Source organism: Limnohabitans sp. Rim8 (genome assembly GCF_945901735.1).
Taxonomy (GTDB): domain Bacteria; phylum Pseudomonadota; class Gammaproteobacteria; order Burkholderiales; family Burkholderiaceae_C; genus Limnohabitans_A.
In genome coordinates this window covers 1-15,497 of the sequence record NZ_CAMDLM010000001.1, presented here as the reverse complement: position 1 = coordinate 15,497, position 15,497 = coordinate 1, and the positions used below count along the sequence as shown (strand labels likewise).

Annotated in this window: 18 protein-coding genes, 5 tRNA genes and 1 pseudogene; 20 read left to right on the top strand and 4 right to left on the bottom strand. The window is 57.4% G+C overall.

Annotation, left to right across the window (positions count from 1 at the left end):
* Positions 1 to 79 precede the first annotated feature (79 nt).
* The 3 genes from rpoA to Q0O99_RS00110 all read left to right on the top strand — a co-directional run bounded on the left by rpoA (position 80) and on the right by Q0O99_RS00110 (position 1,635).
* Positions 80 to 1,072, top strand: a complete 993-nt coding sequence (rpoA, locus tag Q0O99_RS00120) for a DNA-directed RNA polymerase subunit alpha (RefSeq protein ID WP_293747292.1) — start codon at positions 80 to 82, stop codon at positions 1,070 to 1,072.
* 81 nt (positions 1,073 to 1,153) lie between these two features.
* Positions 1,154 to 1,540, top strand: a complete 387-nt coding sequence (gene rplQ, locus Q0O99_RS00115; RefSeq protein ID WP_293747290.1) for a 50S ribosomal protein L17 — start codon at positions 1,154 to 1,156, stop codon at positions 1,538 to 1,540.
* 18 nt (positions 1,541 to 1,558) lie between these two features.
* A tRNA-Met gene (locus Q0O99_RS00110) sits at positions 1,559 to 1,635 on the top strand.
* 100 nt (positions 1,636 to 1,735) lie between these two features.
* Here the strand turns inward: Q0O99_RS00110 and Q0O99_RS00105 are convergent.
* Genes Q0O99_RS00105 through apaG form a run of 4 tightly spaced genes read right to left on the bottom strand, consistent with a single transcriptional unit; the run spans position 1,736 to position 4,133 of the window.
* On the bottom strand, positions 1,736 to 2,209 hold the full coding sequence (locus Q0O99_RS00105; RefSeq protein WP_293747288.1) for a CinA family protein: 474 nt from the start codon (positions 2,207 to 2,209) through the stop codon (positions 1,736 to 1,738).
* Positions 2,209 to 2,679, bottom strand: a complete 471-nt coding sequence (locus tag Q0O99_RS00100; protein WP_293747680.1) for a phosphatidylglycerophosphatase A — start codon at positions 2,677 to 2,679, stop codon at positions 2,209 to 2,211. Before Q0O99_RS00100 ends, Q0O99_RS00105 begins: the two co-directional genes overlap by 1 nt.
* A 56-nt stretch (positions 2,680 to 2,735) precedes the next feature.
* Positions 2,736 to 3,695, bottom strand: coding sequence for a thiamine-phosphate kinase (thiL, locus tag Q0O99_RS00095; protein WP_293747286.1), 960 nt, complete (start codon positions 3,693 to 3,695; stop codon positions 2,736 to 2,738).
* A gap of 45 nt (positions 3,696 to 3,740) precedes the next feature.
* Positions 3,741 to 4,133 (bottom strand): Co2+/Mg2+ efflux protein ApaG, encoded by a 393-nt coding sequence (gene apaG / locus Q0O99_RS00090; RefSeq protein WP_293747284.1) that lies wholly within the window; start codon positions 4,131 to 4,133, stop codon positions 3,741 to 3,743.
* A 29-nt stretch (positions 4,134 to 4,162) separates the two neighbouring features.
* Between apaG and rpe the strand changes: the two genes are divergently transcribed.
* The 17 genes and pseudogenes from rpe to rplK form a co-directional block, all read left to right on the top strand.
* The gene (gene rpe / locus Q0O99_RS00085; protein ID WP_293747282.1) at positions 4,163 to 4,843 is read left to right on the top strand and encodes a ribulose-phosphate 3-epimerase; all 681 of its coding nucleotides are present in this window, start codon (positions 4,163 to 4,165) and stop codon (positions 4,841 to 4,843) included.
* A gap of 4 nt (positions 4,844 to 4,847) precedes the next feature.
* Entirely contained in the window at positions 4,848 to 5,579 is a 732-nt protein-coding gene (gene gph, locus Q0O99_RS00080) for a phosphoglycolate phosphatase (RefSeq protein ID WP_293747280.1), read from the top strand.
* A gap of 285 nt (positions 5,580 to 5,864) precedes the next feature.
* Complete coding sequence (trpE, locus tag Q0O99_RS00075) at positions 5,865 to 7,364, top strand: anthranilate synthase component I (protein ID WP_293747278.1); 1,500 nt, start codon at positions 5,865 to 5,867, stop codon at positions 7,362 to 7,364.
* Positions 7,365 to 7,366: 2 nt separating this feature from the next.
* On the top strand, positions 7,367 to 7,948 hold the full coding sequence (locus Q0O99_RS00070; RefSeq protein WP_293747276.1) for an aminodeoxychorismate/anthranilate synthase component II: 582 nt from the start codon (positions 7,367 to 7,369) through the stop codon (positions 7,946 to 7,948).
* On the top strand, positions 7,945 to 9,012 hold the full coding sequence (ltaE, locus tag Q0O99_RS00065; RefSeq protein ID WP_293747274.1) for a low-specificity L-threonine aldolase: 1,068 nt from the start codon (positions 7,945 to 7,947) through the stop codon (positions 9,010 to 9,012). The genes Q0O99_RS00070 and ltaE overlap by 4 nt, the downstream gene beginning before the upstream one ends.
* A 4-nt stretch (positions 9,013 to 9,016) precedes the next feature.
* Positions 9,017 to 9,712: a LysE family translocator gene (locus tag Q0O99_RS00060; RefSeq protein ID WP_293747272.1), complete on the top strand. Its 696-nt coding sequence runs from the start codon at positions 9,017 to 9,019 to the stop codon at positions 9,710 to 9,712.
* A gap of 38 nt (positions 9,713 to 9,750) precedes the next feature.
* A complete protein-coding gene (gene trpD, locus Q0O99_RS00055) occupies positions 9,751 to 10,779 on the top strand; it encodes an anthranilate phosphoribosyltransferase (RefSeq protein WP_293747271.1) in 1,029 nt (342 codons plus the stop codon).
* A 137-nt stretch (positions 10,780 to 10,916) separates the two neighbouring features.
* Positions 10,917 to 11,705: an indole-3-glycerol phosphate synthase TrpC gene (gene trpC / locus Q0O99_RS00050; protein ID WP_293747269.1), complete on the top strand. Its 789-nt coding sequence runs from the start codon at positions 10,917 to 10,919 to the stop codon at positions 11,703 to 11,705.
* On the top strand, positions 11,705 to 12,466 hold the full coding sequence (locus Q0O99_RS00045; RefSeq protein ID WP_293747267.1) for a uracil-DNA glycosylase: 762 nt from the start codon (positions 11,705 to 11,707) through the stop codon (positions 12,464 to 12,466). The genes trpC and Q0O99_RS00045 overlap by 1 nt, the downstream gene beginning before the upstream one ends.
* Before the next feature lie 62 nt (positions 12,467 to 12,528).
* A tRNA-Tyr gene (locus Q0O99_RS00040) sits at positions 12,529 to 12,614 on the top strand.
* Between the two features lie 87 nt (positions 12,615 to 12,701).
* A tRNA-Gly gene (locus Q0O99_RS00035) sits at positions 12,702 to 12,775 on the top strand.
* 30 nt (positions 12,776 to 12,805) lie between these two features.
* Positions 12,806 to 12,880 (top strand) — tRNA-Thr (locus tag Q0O99_RS00030).
* A 73-nt stretch (positions 12,881 to 12,953) separates the two neighbouring features.
* On the top strand, positions 12,954 to 14,144 hold the full coding sequence (tuf, locus tag Q0O99_RS00025; RefSeq protein ID WP_293747265.1) for an elongation factor Tu: 1,191 nt from the start codon (positions 12,954 to 12,956) through the stop codon (positions 14,142 to 14,144).
* A 10-nt stretch (positions 14,145 to 14,154) separates the two neighbouring features.
* Positions 14,155 to 14,230: transfer RNA gene (locus Q0O99_RS00020), tRNA-Trp, on the top strand.
* A 99-nt stretch (positions 14,231 to 14,329) separates the two neighbouring features.
* The gene (gene secE, locus Q0O99_RS00015; protein WP_100120363.1) at positions 14,330 to 14,713 is read left to right on the top strand and encodes a preprotein translocase subunit SecE; all 384 of its coding nucleotides are present in this window, start codon (positions 14,330 to 14,332) and stop codon (positions 14,711 to 14,713) included.
* Positions 14,713 to 15,294 (top strand): transcription termination/antitermination protein NusG, encoded by a 582-nt coding sequence (nusG, locus tag Q0O99_RS00010; RefSeq protein ID WP_019430861.1) that lies wholly within the window; start codon positions 14,713 to 14,715, stop codon positions 15,292 to 15,294. The genes secE and nusG overlap by 1 nt, the downstream gene beginning before the upstream one ends.
* A gap of 126 nt (positions 15,295 to 15,420) precedes the next feature.
* Positions 15,421 to 15,497 (top strand): annotated as a pseudogene (gene rplK / locus Q0O99_RS00005) (50S ribosomal protein L11); the annotation flags it as partial.

Here is a 15,497-nt window from a genome sequence, read left to right as displayed (position 1 = left end):
GGCGCACAAGGCATTGTGGGCCGGGTGCTTCATCAGCCTTACCGGTGTAACGAACCGGGGGTATTGAGAGGAAGTCTGAATGCAAACCAATCTGTTGAAACCCAAAGCTATCCAGGTCGAACAACTGGCAGCCAACCGTGCCAAAGTCACGTTAGAACCATTTGAGCGCGGCTACGGCCACACCTTGGGCAATGCGCTGCGCCGTGTTTTGCTTTCTTCTATGGTCGGTTATTCCGCCACTGAAGTGACCATTGCCGGTGTCGTTCACGAATACTCATCCATCGATGGTGTACAGCAAGATGTTGTGAACATCCTGTTGAACCTCAAAGGTGTCGTGTTCAAATTGCACAACCGCGATGAAGTCACGCTGAGCTTGCGCAAAGATGGCGAAGGTCCGGTCACTGCTGCCGACATCCAGACACCGCATGATGTTGAAATCATCAACCCTGATCACGTCATTGCAAACCTGTCACAAGGTGGCAAGTTGGACATGCAGATCAAGGTCGAGAAAGGCCGTGGTTATGTACCCGGCAGCATGCGCCGCTATGCTGATGAGCCGACCAAAGCCTTGGGCCGCATTGTGCTTGACGCGTCGTTCTCGCCCGTCAAGCGTGTGAGCTATACCGTCGAAAGCGCGCGTGTTGAGCAGCGTACTGATTTGGATAAATTGGTCATTGAAATCGAAACCAATGGTGCCATCACAGCAGAAGACGCTGTTCGCGCATCGTCCAAAATTCTAGTCGAGCAATTGGCTGTGTTTGCACAACTGGAAGGCAGTGAGCTGTCGGCCTTCGATGCCCCTGCAGTGCGCGGTGGTGCCGGCAGTTTCGACCCGATCCTATTGCGCCCTGTGGACGAGCTCGAACTCACCGTACGTTCGGCCAACTGCCTCAAAGCAGAAAACATTTATTACATCGGTGACCTGATCCAGCGTACCGAGAATGAGTTGCTCAAGACCCCTAACTTGGGTCGCAAGTCACTCAACGAGATCAAGGAAGTTCTGGCTTCCCGTGGTTTGACTTTGGGCATGAAGCTCGAATCCTGGCCACCAGCTGGTCTGGAAAAGCGTTAAGTTGAAGTTCCCGGTTAACTCCGGGTTGTGCACGGGCAGTACCTGATACGGCTGTCTGTTTAATAAAGAAAGGTAAGCACCATGCGCCACGGACACGGACTCCGTAAATTGAACCGCACCAGCGAGCACCGCCTCGCCATGTTGCGCAACATGATGAACTCGCTCATTGAGCATGAAGTCATCAAAACAACACTGCCTAAGGCCAAAGAGCTGCGTCGCGTCATTGAGCCGATGATTACTTTGGCCAAAGAAGACAGCCTGTCCAACAAGCGTTTGGCTTTTAACCGCCTGCGTGACCGTGACAGCGTCATCAAATTGTTTGCTGATTTGGGCCCACGTTTCGCCAAGCGTCCTGGTGGTTACACGCGCATCCTGAAAATGGGTTACCGCGTGGGTGACAATGCACCGATGGCTTTGGTTGAATTGGTCGATCGCGCTGAATCACCTGCTGATTCAGCCGCAGAGTAAGCTATAATTCGAAGATATCGCGGGGTGGAGCAGTCTGGTAGCTCGTTGGGCTCATAACCCAAAGGTCGTTGGTTCAAATCCGGCCCCCGCAACCAAATGTCAGCACAAGCTGAACATCAAAAAAGCCCTCTTAGGAGGGCTTTTTTGTGGGCCTTTACACGGCCAAGATGATCGACTACAGCGATGAGTGCACGCTTATGCGCTCAGTCTTTCTAGCAAACCCTGCAAGGCAGCCTCGACAGTCAGCCTTCGAATAGTTTGGCGATCGCCATCGAGGTATTTGAGTTCGGCAGAGGTTTTGCCGCCAACACACCAAGCAATCCATACGGTGCCCACTGGCTTACCAGGGCTGCCACCCGTTGGGCCCGCAACACCTGTCACGGCCACAGCCGCAGCCGCTTTGGATCGGTACACTGCGCCCAGGGCCATGGCCCGCGCGACAGGTTCGCTGACAGCGCCATGCAACTGAATCAATTCCGGTGAGACGCCCAACATGTGCGACTTCGCTTCGTTGGAATAGGACACAAATCCACGCTCAAACCAAACACTTGACCCAGGCAAGTCGGTGCATTGAGCTGCGATCAGACCGCCTGTACAACTCTCGGCGGTTGCCAACATCCAGTGCCGCGCAGTCAGTAGGTGGGCAACACGTTCAACCAATGCCTGCATCACCAGATCCTCCACAAAGCCATCACCAGCAGGGTGCAAAAAACGGCCACCAGGTCGTCCCAAAGGATGCCCCAACCGCCGCGCCAGCCAAAACCTTTGAACAATCGATCAGCCCAAGCGACAGGGCCTGGTTTGACCGCATCAAAAAAACGGAACAGCACAAATGCGGCCAGTTGAGTGCCAAAACCACTGGGGGTGAGCATAAAAAGGATCAGCCACATGGCCACAATTTCATCCCAGACAATGGCACCGGGGTCACTGATGCCCATGTGGCGGGCGGTCACGGTGCAAGCCCACCAGCCCACAAGCACAGCACACGCGATGATCCACACTTGGCTTGAAATGCTGAACTGTTGCTGAATCAAAAGCCAAGACACCCAACCCCATAAACTGCCCACTGTGCCTGGTGCTTTCGGAGAAAGTCCAGAGCCGAAACCCAGGGCAATGGCGTGTGCAGGGTGCGACAGCATGAAGGCGGCACTGGCGCGCACAGGGGCATGCGGTGAATCAGTCAAGGCGGCCCTCTTCAAGCAAAGTGGTCAAAAGAAGACAGCGCATGGGTGACCGCCAGACCGTGTGCGTCACGCAAAATCAGACCACGCTGTGCGGTGATGTGTCCGATGCGCGTGACACGTGTGCCCGTCATCTCCGCGGCAAGCTTTACTTGTCGCGCAGCAGAAGGCGGGGCCGTGAAAACCAGCTCGTAATCGTCGCCGCCTGAAAAAACACAATGGAGGGCCAGCGGTGCAGGGCAGTGCCACAGTGCATTGGTCGCCATCAGGCTGCTGGCAAGGGAAACATCGATCTCGGCCCCCACATGGCTTGATTGGAGAATGTGTCCCAAGTCGCCAACCAAACCGTCGCTGATGTCGGCCATGGCGGTGGCCGTCCCGCGCAGGGCTTGGCCAAGCGTCACTCGCGGATCTGGGCATTCCAATCGCTGACGGGCGGCCAAAAAAACTGCTTCGGGCAGGCTGATCGCGCCACGAAAAACTTCGAGGGCCAAACGTGCATCGCCTAAAAATCCACTGACATACACATCGTCATCCACTTGGGCATGGCGACGCAAAATCACTTGTCCATGCGGCACATCGCCCATGACCGTGATGGCGATGTTCAGCGGGCCCTGGGTGGTGTCTCCGCCAATCAGTTCGCAAGCATGGGCATCGGCCAGGTCAAACAATCCCTTGGTAAAGCTGGACAGCCAATCTTCGTCAACCCGTGGCAATGATAGGGACAGCAAAAAAGCCTGGGGTGTCGCACCACACGCAGCCAAGTCGCTCAAGTTAACAGCCAATGACTTATGGCCCAGATGAACGGGGTCCACGGTGCTCAAAAAATGGCGGCCTTCGACCAGCATGTCGGCCGACAAGGCCAACTGATGGCCCTCGCGGGGTGTCCAAACGGCACAGTCATCACCCACACCAACGTTGGCTTGGCGCGGTGGACGCTTGAAGAAGCGTTCAATCAGGTCAAATTCACCCATGGCGCAGAGCTTAACCGCAAGTCAAGCGGCAGGATCGAGACAGGATCAATGCAGTGTGCGCCCGGTGGATGAGCTGCCCGAGGCATCCAGCACAAACTTGGCAATGGGCGCATCAAAACGCTGGCCATCATCAGAGACAAAAAAATAGCTGCCGTGCATGGTGCCACTGGCAGCACGCAAACGGCAGGCGCTGGTGTACTGGAAAGCCTCACCGGGCCGCAGCAGCGGTTGTTGCCCTACAACCCCCAAACCCTTGACCTCGTCCATGTGGCCCTTTTCGTCTTGGATGATCCAGTGGCGGGAAATCAGCTGTACCGGCGTCTTGCCAGTGTTGGTCACCGTCACGGTGTATGAGAAAGCATAAACATCTTGCAAGGGGTTGCTTTGCTCGGCAACGTACTGGGGCAAAACATCAATATGAATTTGGTGAGCAGACATGGGTGCATGTTAACTGCGACAATTCTGGCATGACAAGTCGCTACAAAATTGCCCCTTCCATTCTCTCGGCTGATTTCGCCTGTCTGGGTGCTGAAGTCAAAAGCGTCATCGACGCCGGTGCCGACTGGATCCATTTTGATGTGATGGACAACCATTACGTGCCCAATCTCACCTTTGGCCCTATGATTTGCGAAGCCCTCAAGCCATACGCCAAAACAGCGGCCGGTGTCGCTGTTCCGATAGATGTGCATTTGATGATTTCTCCTGTGGATGCCCTGGCGGCATCATTTGCCGATGCGGGCGCTGATCTGATCAGCTTCCACCCGGATGCCAGTGCGCATGTGCACCGCAGCATTCAGGCCATCAAAAGCAAGGGCCTCAAGGCGGGCCTGGTGTTCAATCCGGCCGAACCCCTGGATGTGCTGGAGTGGACGATCGACGAGATTGATCTGATCCTGATCATGAGCGTGAACCCGGGTTTTGGTGGTCAAAGCTTCATCGAGTCGGCCTTGCGCAAGGTCGAATTGGCGCGTCAATGGATAGAGCGCAGCGGCCGAGACATTCGCCTGGAAGTGGATGGGGGCATCAAGGCTGACAACATTCGCCGAGTAGCCGATGCAGGAGCAGACACCTTTGTGGCGGGCAGCGCGATCTTTGGCAAACCCGACTACAAAGCGGTGATCGACCAGATGCGTGTCGCTTTGGGTTGATGCCATGAAAACTGTGCTGGATCTGATAGAGGTCGATGCGGTCATTTTTGACCTGGACGGCACTTTGGTGCACACATTGGGAGACTTTCAGGTGGCCTTGCACCGGACCATGGCCGATTTGGACTTGCCTCCGGTCTCGGATGCGCTCATCGAGCAAACCATTGGCAAAGGCTCCGAGCACCTGATCCGCACCTTGCTGGCGCATCAAATCAATCGGCCCGAAGTCAAAGGCGTGGGCCAGGCATGTCCGGCCCTGTCGGTGGACGCCCTTTTCGGTCGCGCATGGCAGCGCTACCAGCACCACTATTTGTCGATCAATGGTCAGTTTGCCAATGTCTACCCGGGCGCTCTGGCGGCGCTCGAGGAGTTGGCCGCCCAGGGCATGCCCTTGGCCTGCCTGACCAACAAGCCATTGGCCTTTGCCCAGGCCTTGCTGAAAGAAAAGTCACTGACGCACTTTTTTGGTCCCGTGTTTGGGGGTGACAGTTTCGAGCGCAAAAAACCCGACCCCCTGCCCTTGCTGAAAACCTGTGAGGCGCTGGGCACGGCCGCAGCACGCACCTTGATGGTGGGAGATTCCAGCAACGACGCGCAGGCCGCCCACGCTGCGGGCTGCCCGGTGGTGCTGGTCACGTACGGCTACAACCACGGTCAGCGCGTGCAAGACACGCCTGCCGCTGCTTGGTTGGACACGCTGGCCGACTTACCAGAGCGTTTGCAGACCACGAGCCAATGACTTGAGCCCAAGCAGGCTGCCGATGCAGTGGAAAGCGGCAACCGGGCTTTGCTACACTTAACAGACCATGTTCATCGTCCACAACCACTCCAGCGCAGCCAGCCTGCCGAGCCATTCCCCTGCGGAAGGCCGGGGAGCCTGGCCTTGGCGTCGGCCAGCCTGACCCCATCGACTGTGCGGCTTGCCCGCCACCCGCGCCCGTTTTCATGCTCAACATGACCGGGCACCTGGATGAATGAAAAGCACCTCGAACGAGGTCGCTGAGCGCTTTGGAGGCTCTAGCCTGTGATCACCGAACTTGAATTCAAAAGCCTGGCCAGCCAAGGCTACAACCGCATTCCCCTCATGCTGGAGGCCTTTGCGGACCTGGAAACCCCCCTGTCGCTTTACCTGAAGCTGGCCCACACCAAGGACAACGGCAAATACAGCTTTTTGCTCGAATCGGTGGTGGGCGGAGAGCGGTTTGGTCGCTACAGCTTCATTGGACTGCCCGCGCGCACCTTGTTGCGCGCCAGCGGATTTGGCGCAGAAGCCAAGACCGAAGTGGTGTGCGACGGGTTGGTGATCGAGACCGCTGCGGGCAACCCGCTCGATTTCATCGAGCAATACCAAAAGCGTTTCAAGGTGGCTTTGCGCCCAGGTTTGCCGCGTTTTTGTGGTGGCTTGGCGGGCTACTTTGGCTACGACGCGGTGCGCTACATCGAGAAGAAACTCGAAAAATCCTGCCCGCCCGACACCCTGGGAACGCCCGACATCTTGCTGCTGCAGTGCGAAGAACTGGCGGTCATCGACAACCTGTCGGGCAAGTTGTACCTGATCGTGTACGCCGATCCGGCCACGCCTGAAGCCTTTGTGGGCGCGAAAAAACGCCTGCGCGAGCTGAAAGAGCAGCTCAAATACTCGGTCAGCGCCCCGGTCGTCAAACCCACCCAGTCATACCCGGCCGAGCGTGACTTTGCCAAGGCCGATTACATTGCCGCTGTGGAAAAAGCCAAAGAGATGATCGCGGGCGGCGATTTCATGCAGGTGCAAGTGGGGCAACGCATCAAGAAACGCTACACCGAAAGCCCGCTCTCGCTTTATCGGGCGCTGCGCTCGCTCAACCCCAGCCCCTACATGTATTTCTACAACTTCGGCGACTTCCATGTCGTCGGGGCCAGCCCAGAGATTTTGGTGCGCCAAGAGCTGACCGAAGAGGGCGCCAGAGTCATCATCCGTCCGCTGGCGGGCACACGCCCACGCGGCGCAACCCCGGAAAAAGACAAGGCTGCAGAACAGGAATTGATCAACGACCCGAAAGAGCGGGCCGAGCATGTGATGCTGATCGACTTGGCCCGCAACGACATTGGCCGCATCGCCCAAATTGGCTCGGTGAAGGTAACCGAAGCCTTTGTCGTCGAGCGCTACAGCCATGTGATGCACATCGTGAGCAACGTCGAAGGCTTGCTGAACGAGGGCATGAGCAACATGGACGTGCTCAAAGCCACCTTCCCGGCTGGTACTTTAACCGGTGCCCCCAAGGTGCATGCCATGGAGTTGATCGACCAGTTCGAACCCGTCAAGCGCGGCATTTATGGTGGTGCCTGCGGCTACATCAGTTATGCGGGTGACATGGACGTTGCCATCGCCATTCGAACTGCGGTCATCAAGGACCAGACGCTCTATGTGCAGGCGGCTGCGGGCGTGGTGGCCGATTCGGTGCCTGAGATGGAGTGGCGCGAAACCGAGCACAAGGCGCGTGCCTTGCTGCGCGCCAGCGAGTTGGTCGAAGAAGGCTTGGAGTGACCATGGCGAAAAAAATCAAACTCCTGATGGTCGACAACTACGACTCCTTCACCTTCAACATCGTGCAGTACTTTGGAGAGCTGGGCGCAGACGTCGAAGTCTTTCGCAACGACGAAATCACCCTGGAAGGCATTGCCGCGCGCCAACCTGATCGCTTGGTGATCTCGCCGGGGCCCTGTTCGCCAGCCGAGGCGGGGATCTCGGTGGCGGCCATCCAGCACTTCGCGGGCCAACTGCCCATTCTGGGCGTGTGCCTGGGGCACCAAAGCATGGGTGCGGCCTTTGGCGGCAAGATTGTTCGTGCACAACAATTGATGCATGGCAAGACCAGTGTCATCACCACCACGCAAGAAGGCGTTTTCGCTGGCTTGCCCAAACAACTCACTGTCAACCGCTACCACTCGCTGGCCATTGAGCGGTCCAGTTGCCCGTCTTGCCTGAAAGTCACCGCCTGGACCGAAGATGGTGAGATCATGGGCGTTCGCCACACCGAACTCGACATCGAGGGCGTGCAGTTTCACCCGGAATCCATCCTCACAGAGCATGGCCATGCCATGCTCAAGAACTTTCTGGAGCGGCCATGATTGATTTACGCAGCGACACCGTCACTCAGCCCACCGCAGCGATGCGCGAAGCCATTTTGCGCGCGCCCTTGGGCGATGACGTTTTTGGCGACGACCCCACGGTCAATGCCTTGCAAGAACGCATCGCCCAGATCACGGGCAAAGAAGCGGCCTTGTTCATGCCCTCGGGCACGCAGAGCAACTTGTGCGCCTTGATGGCCCATTGTGAGCGGGGCGACGAGTACATCGTGGGGCAAAACGCCCATACCTACCGCTACGAAGGCGGCGGCGCGGCCGTGCTGGGCAGCATCCAGCCGCAGCCCTTGGCGCAAAACGCTTCGGGTGAAATGTCGCTGACCGACATTGCCGCAGCCATCAAACCCATCGATTGCCACTTTGCACGCACCCGTCTGCTGGCGCTGGAAAATACCTGGAATGGTCACCCCATGTCGCAAGCTTATCTCGCGCAAGCCACAGGCTTGGCCCGACAGCATGGCTTGGCCGTGCACCTGGACGGCGCACGGCTGTTCAATGCTGCCGTGGCACAGGCCGAAGGTGGGTTGGTCACAGCCAGCGTGCGCCGCATCGTTGACCACTTCGACAGCGTGTCCGTGTGCTTCAGCAAGGGCTTGGGTGCGCCCGTCGGCTCGGCCTTGTGCGGCTCCCATGAGTTGATCACCAAAGCGCTGCGTTGGCGCAAGGTTTTGGGGGGCGGCTTGCGTCAGTCCGGTATTTTGGCGGCTGCAGCTTTGCACGCCCTAGAGCACCATGTGGACCGCTTGGCGCAAGACCATGCGCTGGCAAAGCGGCTGGCCCAAGGACTGCAAGGCGTGCCGGGCCTGAGTGTGCGTTCTGCGCAAACCAATATCGTTTTTGTGGATGTGGCCGATGGACGTGGCCCGGTTCTACTCGAGGGTCTGAAAGCCCAGGGCGTTTTGGCCACAGGCTTGATTGGATTGCGCTTTGTCACGCACTTGGGGGTGGATGCTGCGGGCATCGACCATGCCATCGCCTGCATCAGGCGCTTGATGGCGAATGCATCTGCACCGACAAGTCCGGCTCCCACCCGAGTTGGCGTTTACTGAAGCCATGCCCGAAACGCAGCAAGTTCTGATGTTCATGCTGGCCGGTGTGCTGCTCAACCTCACCCCCGGGCCGGATGTGCTCTACATCGTCAACCAGTCCTTGCGCGGCGGTGTGCAGCGTGGGTTGGTCGCCGCCTGGGGCATCACAGCCGGGTGTTTTTTGCATGTGGCTGCGGCCGCTTTGGGACTGGGGGTCGTTTTGGCCACCTCGGCAGACGCCTTCAACCTGATCAAGTGGATGGGTGCTGCGTACTTGGTGTGGATGGGTGGGCGTCTGTTGTGGCGCACATCCTCAGCCCATGGCGATGGCAACAGGGCTCAGGAACAGTCGGTGATGGACCACTCTGGCCGGCATTTGTATGGTCCTGCCTCCAAGGAGATGACCGGTTTACTGGCCGTTTTCTTTGGCGCCTTTGCCACCAACGCCCTGAACCCGAAAGTGGCGCTTTTTTTTCTGGCCTTTGTGCCGCAATTCATCCCGGCGCAGGCGCCTGACCCGACCTGGTCTTTTGTGCTCTTGGGCTGCTTGTTCAATCTCAACAGTTTGCTGGTGTGCATGGGCTGGGTCTTGGCCGCCTCTTGGCTGGCTCGCCGGGCCCAAGGCATGCAGCGCGTCATGCACCACATGGACCGGCTGGCCGGCTTGCTGTTTGTCGGCTTTGGCCTGAAGCTTGCATTGACCGACGCGCATTCGCACTGAACTTTCTACGTACCCCATCATCCGAGAGAAAACCCACCATGCCCATCACCCCTCAGGAAGCGCTGCAACGCACCATCGAGCACCGCGAAATTTTCCATGACGAGATGCTGCACATCATGCGCATGATCATGAATGGTGAGTTGTCACCCGTCATGACGGCGGCGCTCATCACGGGCCTGCGCGTGAAGAAGGAAACCATTGGCGAGATCACCGCCGCCGCTCAGGTCATGCGGGAGTTTTCGACCAAGGTCCATGTGCCCGACCCCACGCACCTGGTGGACATTGTGGGCACGGGGGGCGATGGGGCCCATACCTTCAACATCTCGACCTGTGCCATGTTTGTGGCCGCTGCAGCTGGGGCCAAAACCGCCAAACACGGTGGACGCAGCGTCAGCAGCAAGTCTGGCAGCGCCGATGTGGTCGAGGCACTGGGTGGCAACATCCACCTGACGCCAGAGCAGATTGCCCGCTCGATCGAAGAAGTGGGCATCGGCTTCATGTTCGCCCCCAACCACCACCCGGCCATGAAAAACGTGGTTCCGGTGCGCAAGGAGCTGGGCGTGCGTACGATTTTCAATATCCTTGGGCCCTTGACCAACCCGGCCAGCGCACCGAACATCTTGATGGGTGTGTTTCACTCCGACCTGGTGGGCATTCAGGTGCGCGCCTTGCAACGCTTGGGGGCTGAGCATGCGGTGGTGGTTTATGGCCGCGACGGCATGGACGAAATCAGCCTGGGCGCGGCCACCTTGGTGGGGGAGCTCCAAAACGGCCAGATCACTGAATACGAAATCCACCCTGAGGACTTTGGCCTGACCATGGCCAGCAACCGGGCCCTGAGGGTGGACACGCCCCAGGAGTCCATGGCCATGCTTCGTGGTGTGCTGGACAATCAGCTTGGCGCAGCGCGCGACATCGTCATGATCAACGCGGGCGCAACCCTTTACGCGGCCAATGTGGCCAGCAGCATCGCCGATGGTTTGGCGCGCGCGCGCGTGGCCATCGAATCTGGTGCGGCCAAAGCCAAGCTGGCGCAGTTCGTGGCCTTTGGTCAGTTGGCGGCTTGAGTTGTGTGGCAGGACGAAGGGGCTTGGATCGCCGGGGGCGTTTCGCCGTTGTTTATGGTGGTCGGGTTGGTGATGCACTGCGCCATTGTTCGCATTTTGAAAAAACGGTGCCATCGCGCCCGGACAGAAAGAAAATCATGACTGACATCCTCGACAAAATTGTCGCGGTCAAACGCGAAGAAGTGGCTGCGGCCCTGAAGCAAAAATCGCTGGCCGTGGTGCGCGCCGATGCCGAAAGCCGCGTCCTGACCCGTGACTTTGAAGGCGCGATGCGTGCCAAGATCGCTGCAGGCCAAGCTGCGGTGATCGCCGAAATCAAAAAAGCCAGCCCCTCAAAAGGCGTGCTGCGCGCCGACTTCATCCCGGCCGACATCGCCCAAAGTTATGCCGAGCATGGCGCAGCGTGTTTGTCTGTTTTAACGGACAAGCAGTTTTTTCAGGGCAGAGTGGATTTCCTCAAGCAAGCCCGTGCCAGCTGCGACCTGCCGGTGTTGCGCAAAGACTTCATGATCGATGTGTACCAGGTCTATGAAGCCCGGGCCATGGGGGCCGATGCCATCTTGCTCATCGCCGCTTGCCTGGACGATGGCCAAATGACCGAGATGGAAGCGGTGTCCCGCAGCCTGGATATGGCGGTGCTGGTGGAGGTGCATGACCGGGCCGAATTGGAGCGCGCCCTGAAGCTGAAAACCCGCCTGGTCGGCATCAACAACCGCAATCTGAAGACCTTCGAAGTGTCCTTGCAAACCACCCTAGACATGTTGCCCGATGTACCGGCCGATCGCTTGTTGGTGACCGAAAGCGGTATTCAAACCCCGGAAGATGTCCTGCGGATGCGCGAGGCGAAAGTCAATGCCTTTTTGGTGGGCGAAGCCTTCATGCGTTCGAGCGAGCCCGGCGAGGCGCTGTCTAAACTATTTGCCTGATGTCCCGCATGCTGGGTCAGCAGAGTCTGGCGTTTGAAGACGGGGCTTTGGTGGCCGATCGGTTGCTGAACTGGCCCCCTGATCTGCAAAGACTGGATGAGGGGTGGCGGACGCATGTGGTCGAGTTTTTGGCCTCGGCGGTCGGGCATGCCTTGTCTGCGCGCTTGACCGATGCCCTGAATTCTGGAGCCATCATCTACCCACCAGACCCTTTTCGGGCGCTGAGCATGACCCCGCTGAGCCAGGTGCGTGTGGTGATTTTGGGTCAAGACCCTTACCACGGACCGGGCCAGGCAGAAGGATTGGCCTTTTCTGTGGCGCATGGGGTGCGCTTGCCACCCAGTTTGCGCAATATTTTCAAGGAGTTGCAGCAAAGTCTGGGTGTGACGATGCCCACTCACGGGTCACTGGTGCGCTGGGCAAGGCAAGGTGTCTTGCTGCTCAACACTTGTTTGACGGTACAAGATGGGCAAGCGGCCAGCCATGCTCGGTGGGGTTGGGAGATTTTGAGCGATGAACTGGTCAAAATTGTGGCCCAAAGTTCATCGCCGGTGGTGTTCATGTTGTGGGGTGCACAAGCGCAGGCCAAAAAAACGTTGATCGAACAAACTGCAAGCGCTGCCAAGCATTTGTTGCTGCAGGCCAATCACCCGTCTCCCCTTTCGGCCTTGCGCCGTCCTGTTCCCTTTCTGGGCTGCGATCACTTCGCTCAGGCCAATTCATTTCTTGAAGAATGCGGCGGAAAAGCCATCGACTGGTGAAAATTTTGTGGGCCGTCTTGCAGTGCGTCACAAAAAGATGTCATAATATAAGACTCGCTTCTGGAGGGGTGCCCGAGTGGCTAAAGGGGGCAGACTGTAAATCTGTTGGCTTACGCCTACACTGGTTCGAATCCAGTCTCCTCCACCAGCAAACTGGCTTAAGCTGGATTGATTTGAGCAATTGGAAATGGTTTCCAAGCATTGGCGCAGCATCCACTCGTGCGGCGCGATCAGTGCGGGAGTAGTTTAATGGTAGAACCTTAGCCTTCCAAGCTAATGACACGGGTTCGATTCCCGTTTCCCGCTCCATCGAACCGGTTGAGTTTGTCAGATGTTTTCGCCCTTGTGGCTCAGTGGTAGAGCACTCCCTTGGTAAGGGAGAGGTCGCGGGTCCGATTCCCGCCAAGGGCACCAGTTTTGGGGCGTACACCGTAAGTTGTGCGCCCTCTGTTTTGGTTGTTGACCGCTACTTTTCGGAGTCGAAGATATGGCAAAAGAGAAATTTGAACGGACCAAGCCCCACGTTAACGTGGGCACCATCGGTCACGTTGACCATGGCAAAACCACGTTGACAGCGGCCATCACGACCGTGTTGGCTGCCAAGTTCGGTGGTGCTGCCAAAGCGTACGACCAGATCGACGCGGCGCCCGAAGAAAAAGCCCGTGGTATCACGATCAACACCGCCCACGTCGAGTACGAGACGGCTAACCGTCACTATGCGCACGTGGACTGCCCTGGCCACGCTGACTATGTGAAGAACATGATCACGGGTGCTGCCCAGATGGACGGCGCTATTTTGGTTTGCTCCGCAGCTGACGGCCCAATGCCTCAGACCCGCGAGCACATCTTGTTGGCCCGTCAAGTTGGCGTGCCTTACATCATCGTGTTCCTGAACAAGTGCGACATGGTCGACGACGCTGAGTTGTTGGAACTGGTCGAGATGGAAGTTCGCGAGTTGTTGTCCAAGTACGACTTCCCAGGCGACGACACACCGATCGTGCAAGGTTCTGCCAAGCTGGCTTTGGAAGGCGACAAAGGTCCTCTGGGCGAGCAAGCCATCATGAAGTTGGCCGAAGCTCTGGACACCTACATTCCTACGCCTGACCGCGCAGTGGATGGCTCGTTCCTGATGCCTGTGGAAGACGTGTTCTCCATCTCTGGCCGCGGCACTGTGGTGACTGGCCGTATCGAGCGCGGTATCGTCAAAGTCGGCGAAGAAATCGAAATCGTGGGTATCAAAGACACTGTCAAGACCACTTGCACAGGCGTTGAGATGTTCCGCAAGTTGTTGGACCAAGGTCAAGCGGGCGACAACGTCGGCATTTTGCTGCGCGGCACCAAGCGTGAAGACGTCGAACGCGGCCAAGTGCTGTGCAAGCCAGGTTCGATCAAGCCCCACACCCACTTCACGGGCGAGATCTATGTCTTGTCCAAAGACGAAGGTGGCCGTCACACGCCATTCTTCAACAACTACCGTCCTCAGTTCTACTTCCGTACGACTGACGTGACAGGCGCGATCGAATTGCCAGAAGGCAAAGAGATGGTGATGCCTGGTGACAACGTGTCGATCACTGTGAAGTTGATCAACCCCATTGCAATGGAAGAAGGCTTGCGCTTCGCCATCCGCGAAGGTGGCCGCACGGTTGGCGCTGGCGTCGTTGCCAAGATCATCGCTTGAGAGGTTTCGTAGGGGTATAGCTCAATTGGCAGAGCGTCGGTCTCCAAAACCGAAGGTTGTAGGTTCGATTCCTACTGCCCCTGCCACCTGAACAGGTGGATTTTCAAGCCCGCTAGTCCCTAGCGGGCTTCCTTGTCTGATAAGGGTCTTCGTTCATCGGGGGCTCAACAAAGGTTTCAAGCCGTATGGCAACGTCTGAAGTTCAAACAGTGAATGCTGCGGGTGACAAGATGCGAGTGGCATTGGCTGCTGCATTGGTCATTGGTGCGCTCGTGGCCTTTTACATGTTGGCTGGCCGAGGTGGATGGGTTCAGTGGGCGGGCTTGTTGGTCGGCTTGCTGGCTGCAGTGGCCGTGTTCTTCACTTCTGAGTCGGGACGCCAGTTGATCGCTTTCGGTCGGGATGCCGTGCGGGAAGTCAAGAAGGTTGTCTGGCCCGAGCGTAAAGAAGCCATGCAAATCACGGCATACGTTTTTGCTTTTGTGGTGGTGATGGCACTGTTCTTGTGGCTCACCGACAAAACTCTGGAATGGGTTTTCTACGATCTGATTCTTGGGTGGAAAAAATAATGAACGATGCAGTAGTCAACGCCCCCATGGCGGGCTCTTCGACCAATCCAGATCTGAAATGGTACGTGGTACACGCTTACTCCGGGATGGAAAAAGCGGTCGAGCGAAACATCATCGAACGCATTGCGCGTTCAGGCATGGAAACCAAATTTGGTCGCATTCTGGTGCCGACCGAAGAGGTTGTAGAAGTTAAAAACGGCCAAAAGCGCACGACTGAGCGTAAATTTTTCCCCGGCTATGTGCTGGTAGAAATGGTCATGGACGACGAAACCTGGCATTTGGTCAAGCACACCAACAAAGTCACAGGCTTTGTGGGTGGGGCCAAGAACCGACCAGCCCCAATTTCCGAGGCCGATGTTCAGAAAATCGTGAGCCAGATGCAAGAAGGCACCGACAAACCCCGCCATAAGGTGGAGTTTGAAGTGGGTGAGTACATCCGCGTCAAAGAGGGTCCGTTCACCGATTTCAATGGCACGGTCGAAGAAGTTAACTACGAGCGCAACAAAATGCGTGTTTCGGTGACTATTTTCGGTCGTGCAACACCTGTTGAGTTGGAGTTCGGACAGGTCGAAAAAACCTGATTGGTTTTTTCTAAATTCTCTGTTTGGCGCTACCCGACTCGGCGCCCGACAATATTCCCGAGTCGTTAACCCCGGGGAGCCCAAAGCCATTTGGTTTTGAGCGTTAAAACCCGCAAGGAGAAAAGCATGGCGAAAAAAATTGTCGGCTTCATCAAGCTGCAAGTGCCAGCTGGTAAAGCCAACCCATCACCACCCATTGGTCC

Coding starts and splice junctions, on each gene's coding strand:
- trpD (WP_293747271.1), top strand. CDS start 9,751: ATGCCCATCACCCCTCAGGAAGCGCTGCAACGCACCATCGAGCACCGC.
- trpC (WP_293747269.1), top strand. CDS start 10,917: ATGACTGACATCCTCGACAAAATTGTCGCGGTCAAACGCGAAGAAGTG.
- rpe (WP_293747282.1), top strand. CDS start 4,163: ATGACAAGTCGCTACAAAATTGCCCCTTCCATTCTCTCGGCTGATTTC.
- Q0O99_RS00045 (WP_293747267.1), top strand. CDS start 11,705: ATGTCCCGCATGCTGGGTCAGCAGAGTCTGGCGTTTGAAGACGGGGCT.
- nusG (WP_019430861.1), top strand. CDS start 14,713: ATGAACGATGCAGTAGTCAACGCCCCCATGGCGGGCTCTTCGACCAAT.
- rplQ (WP_293747290.1), top strand. CDS start 1,154: ATGCGCCACGGACACGGACTCCGTAAATTGAACCGCACCAGCGAGCAC.
- thiL (WP_293747286.1), bottom strand. CDS start 3,695: ATGGGTGAATTTGACCTGATTGAACGCTTCTTCAAGCGTCCACCGCGC.
- rpoA (WP_293747292.1), top strand. CDS start 80: ATGCAAACCAATCTGTTGAAACCCAAAGCTATCCAGGTCGAACAACTG.
- gph (WP_293747280.1), top strand. CDS start 4,848: ATGAAAACTGTGCTGGATCTGATAGAGGTCGATGCGGTCATTTTTGAC.
- Q0O99_RS00070 (WP_293747276.1), top strand. CDS start 7,367: ATGGCGAAAAAAATCAAACTCCTGATGGTCGACAACTACGACTCCTTC.
- Q0O99_RS00100 (WP_293747680.1), bottom strand. CDS start 2,679: ATGCTGTCGCACCCTGCACACGCCATTGCCCTGGGTTTCGGCTCTGGA.
- Q0O99_RS00105 (WP_293747288.1), bottom strand. CDS start 2,209: ATGCAGGCATTGGTTGAACGTGTTGCCCACCTACTGACTGCGCGGCAC.
- secE (WP_100120363.1), top strand. CDS start 14,330: ATGGCAACGTCTGAAGTTCAAACAGTGAATGCTGCGGGTGACAAGATG.
- tuf (WP_293747265.1), top strand. CDS start 12,954: ATGGCAAAAGAGAAATTTGAACGGACCAAGCCCCACGTTAACGTGGGC.
- ltaE (WP_293747274.1), top strand. CDS start 7,945: ATGATTGATTTACGCAGCGACACCGTCACTCAGCCCACCGCAGCGATG.
- Q0O99_RS00060 (WP_293747272.1), top strand. CDS start 9,017: ATGCCCGAAACGCAGCAAGTTCTGATGTTCATGCTGGCCGGTGTGCTG.
- apaG (WP_293747284.1), bottom strand. CDS start 4,133: ATGTCTGCTCACCAAATTCATATTGATGTTTTGCCCCAGTACGTTGCC.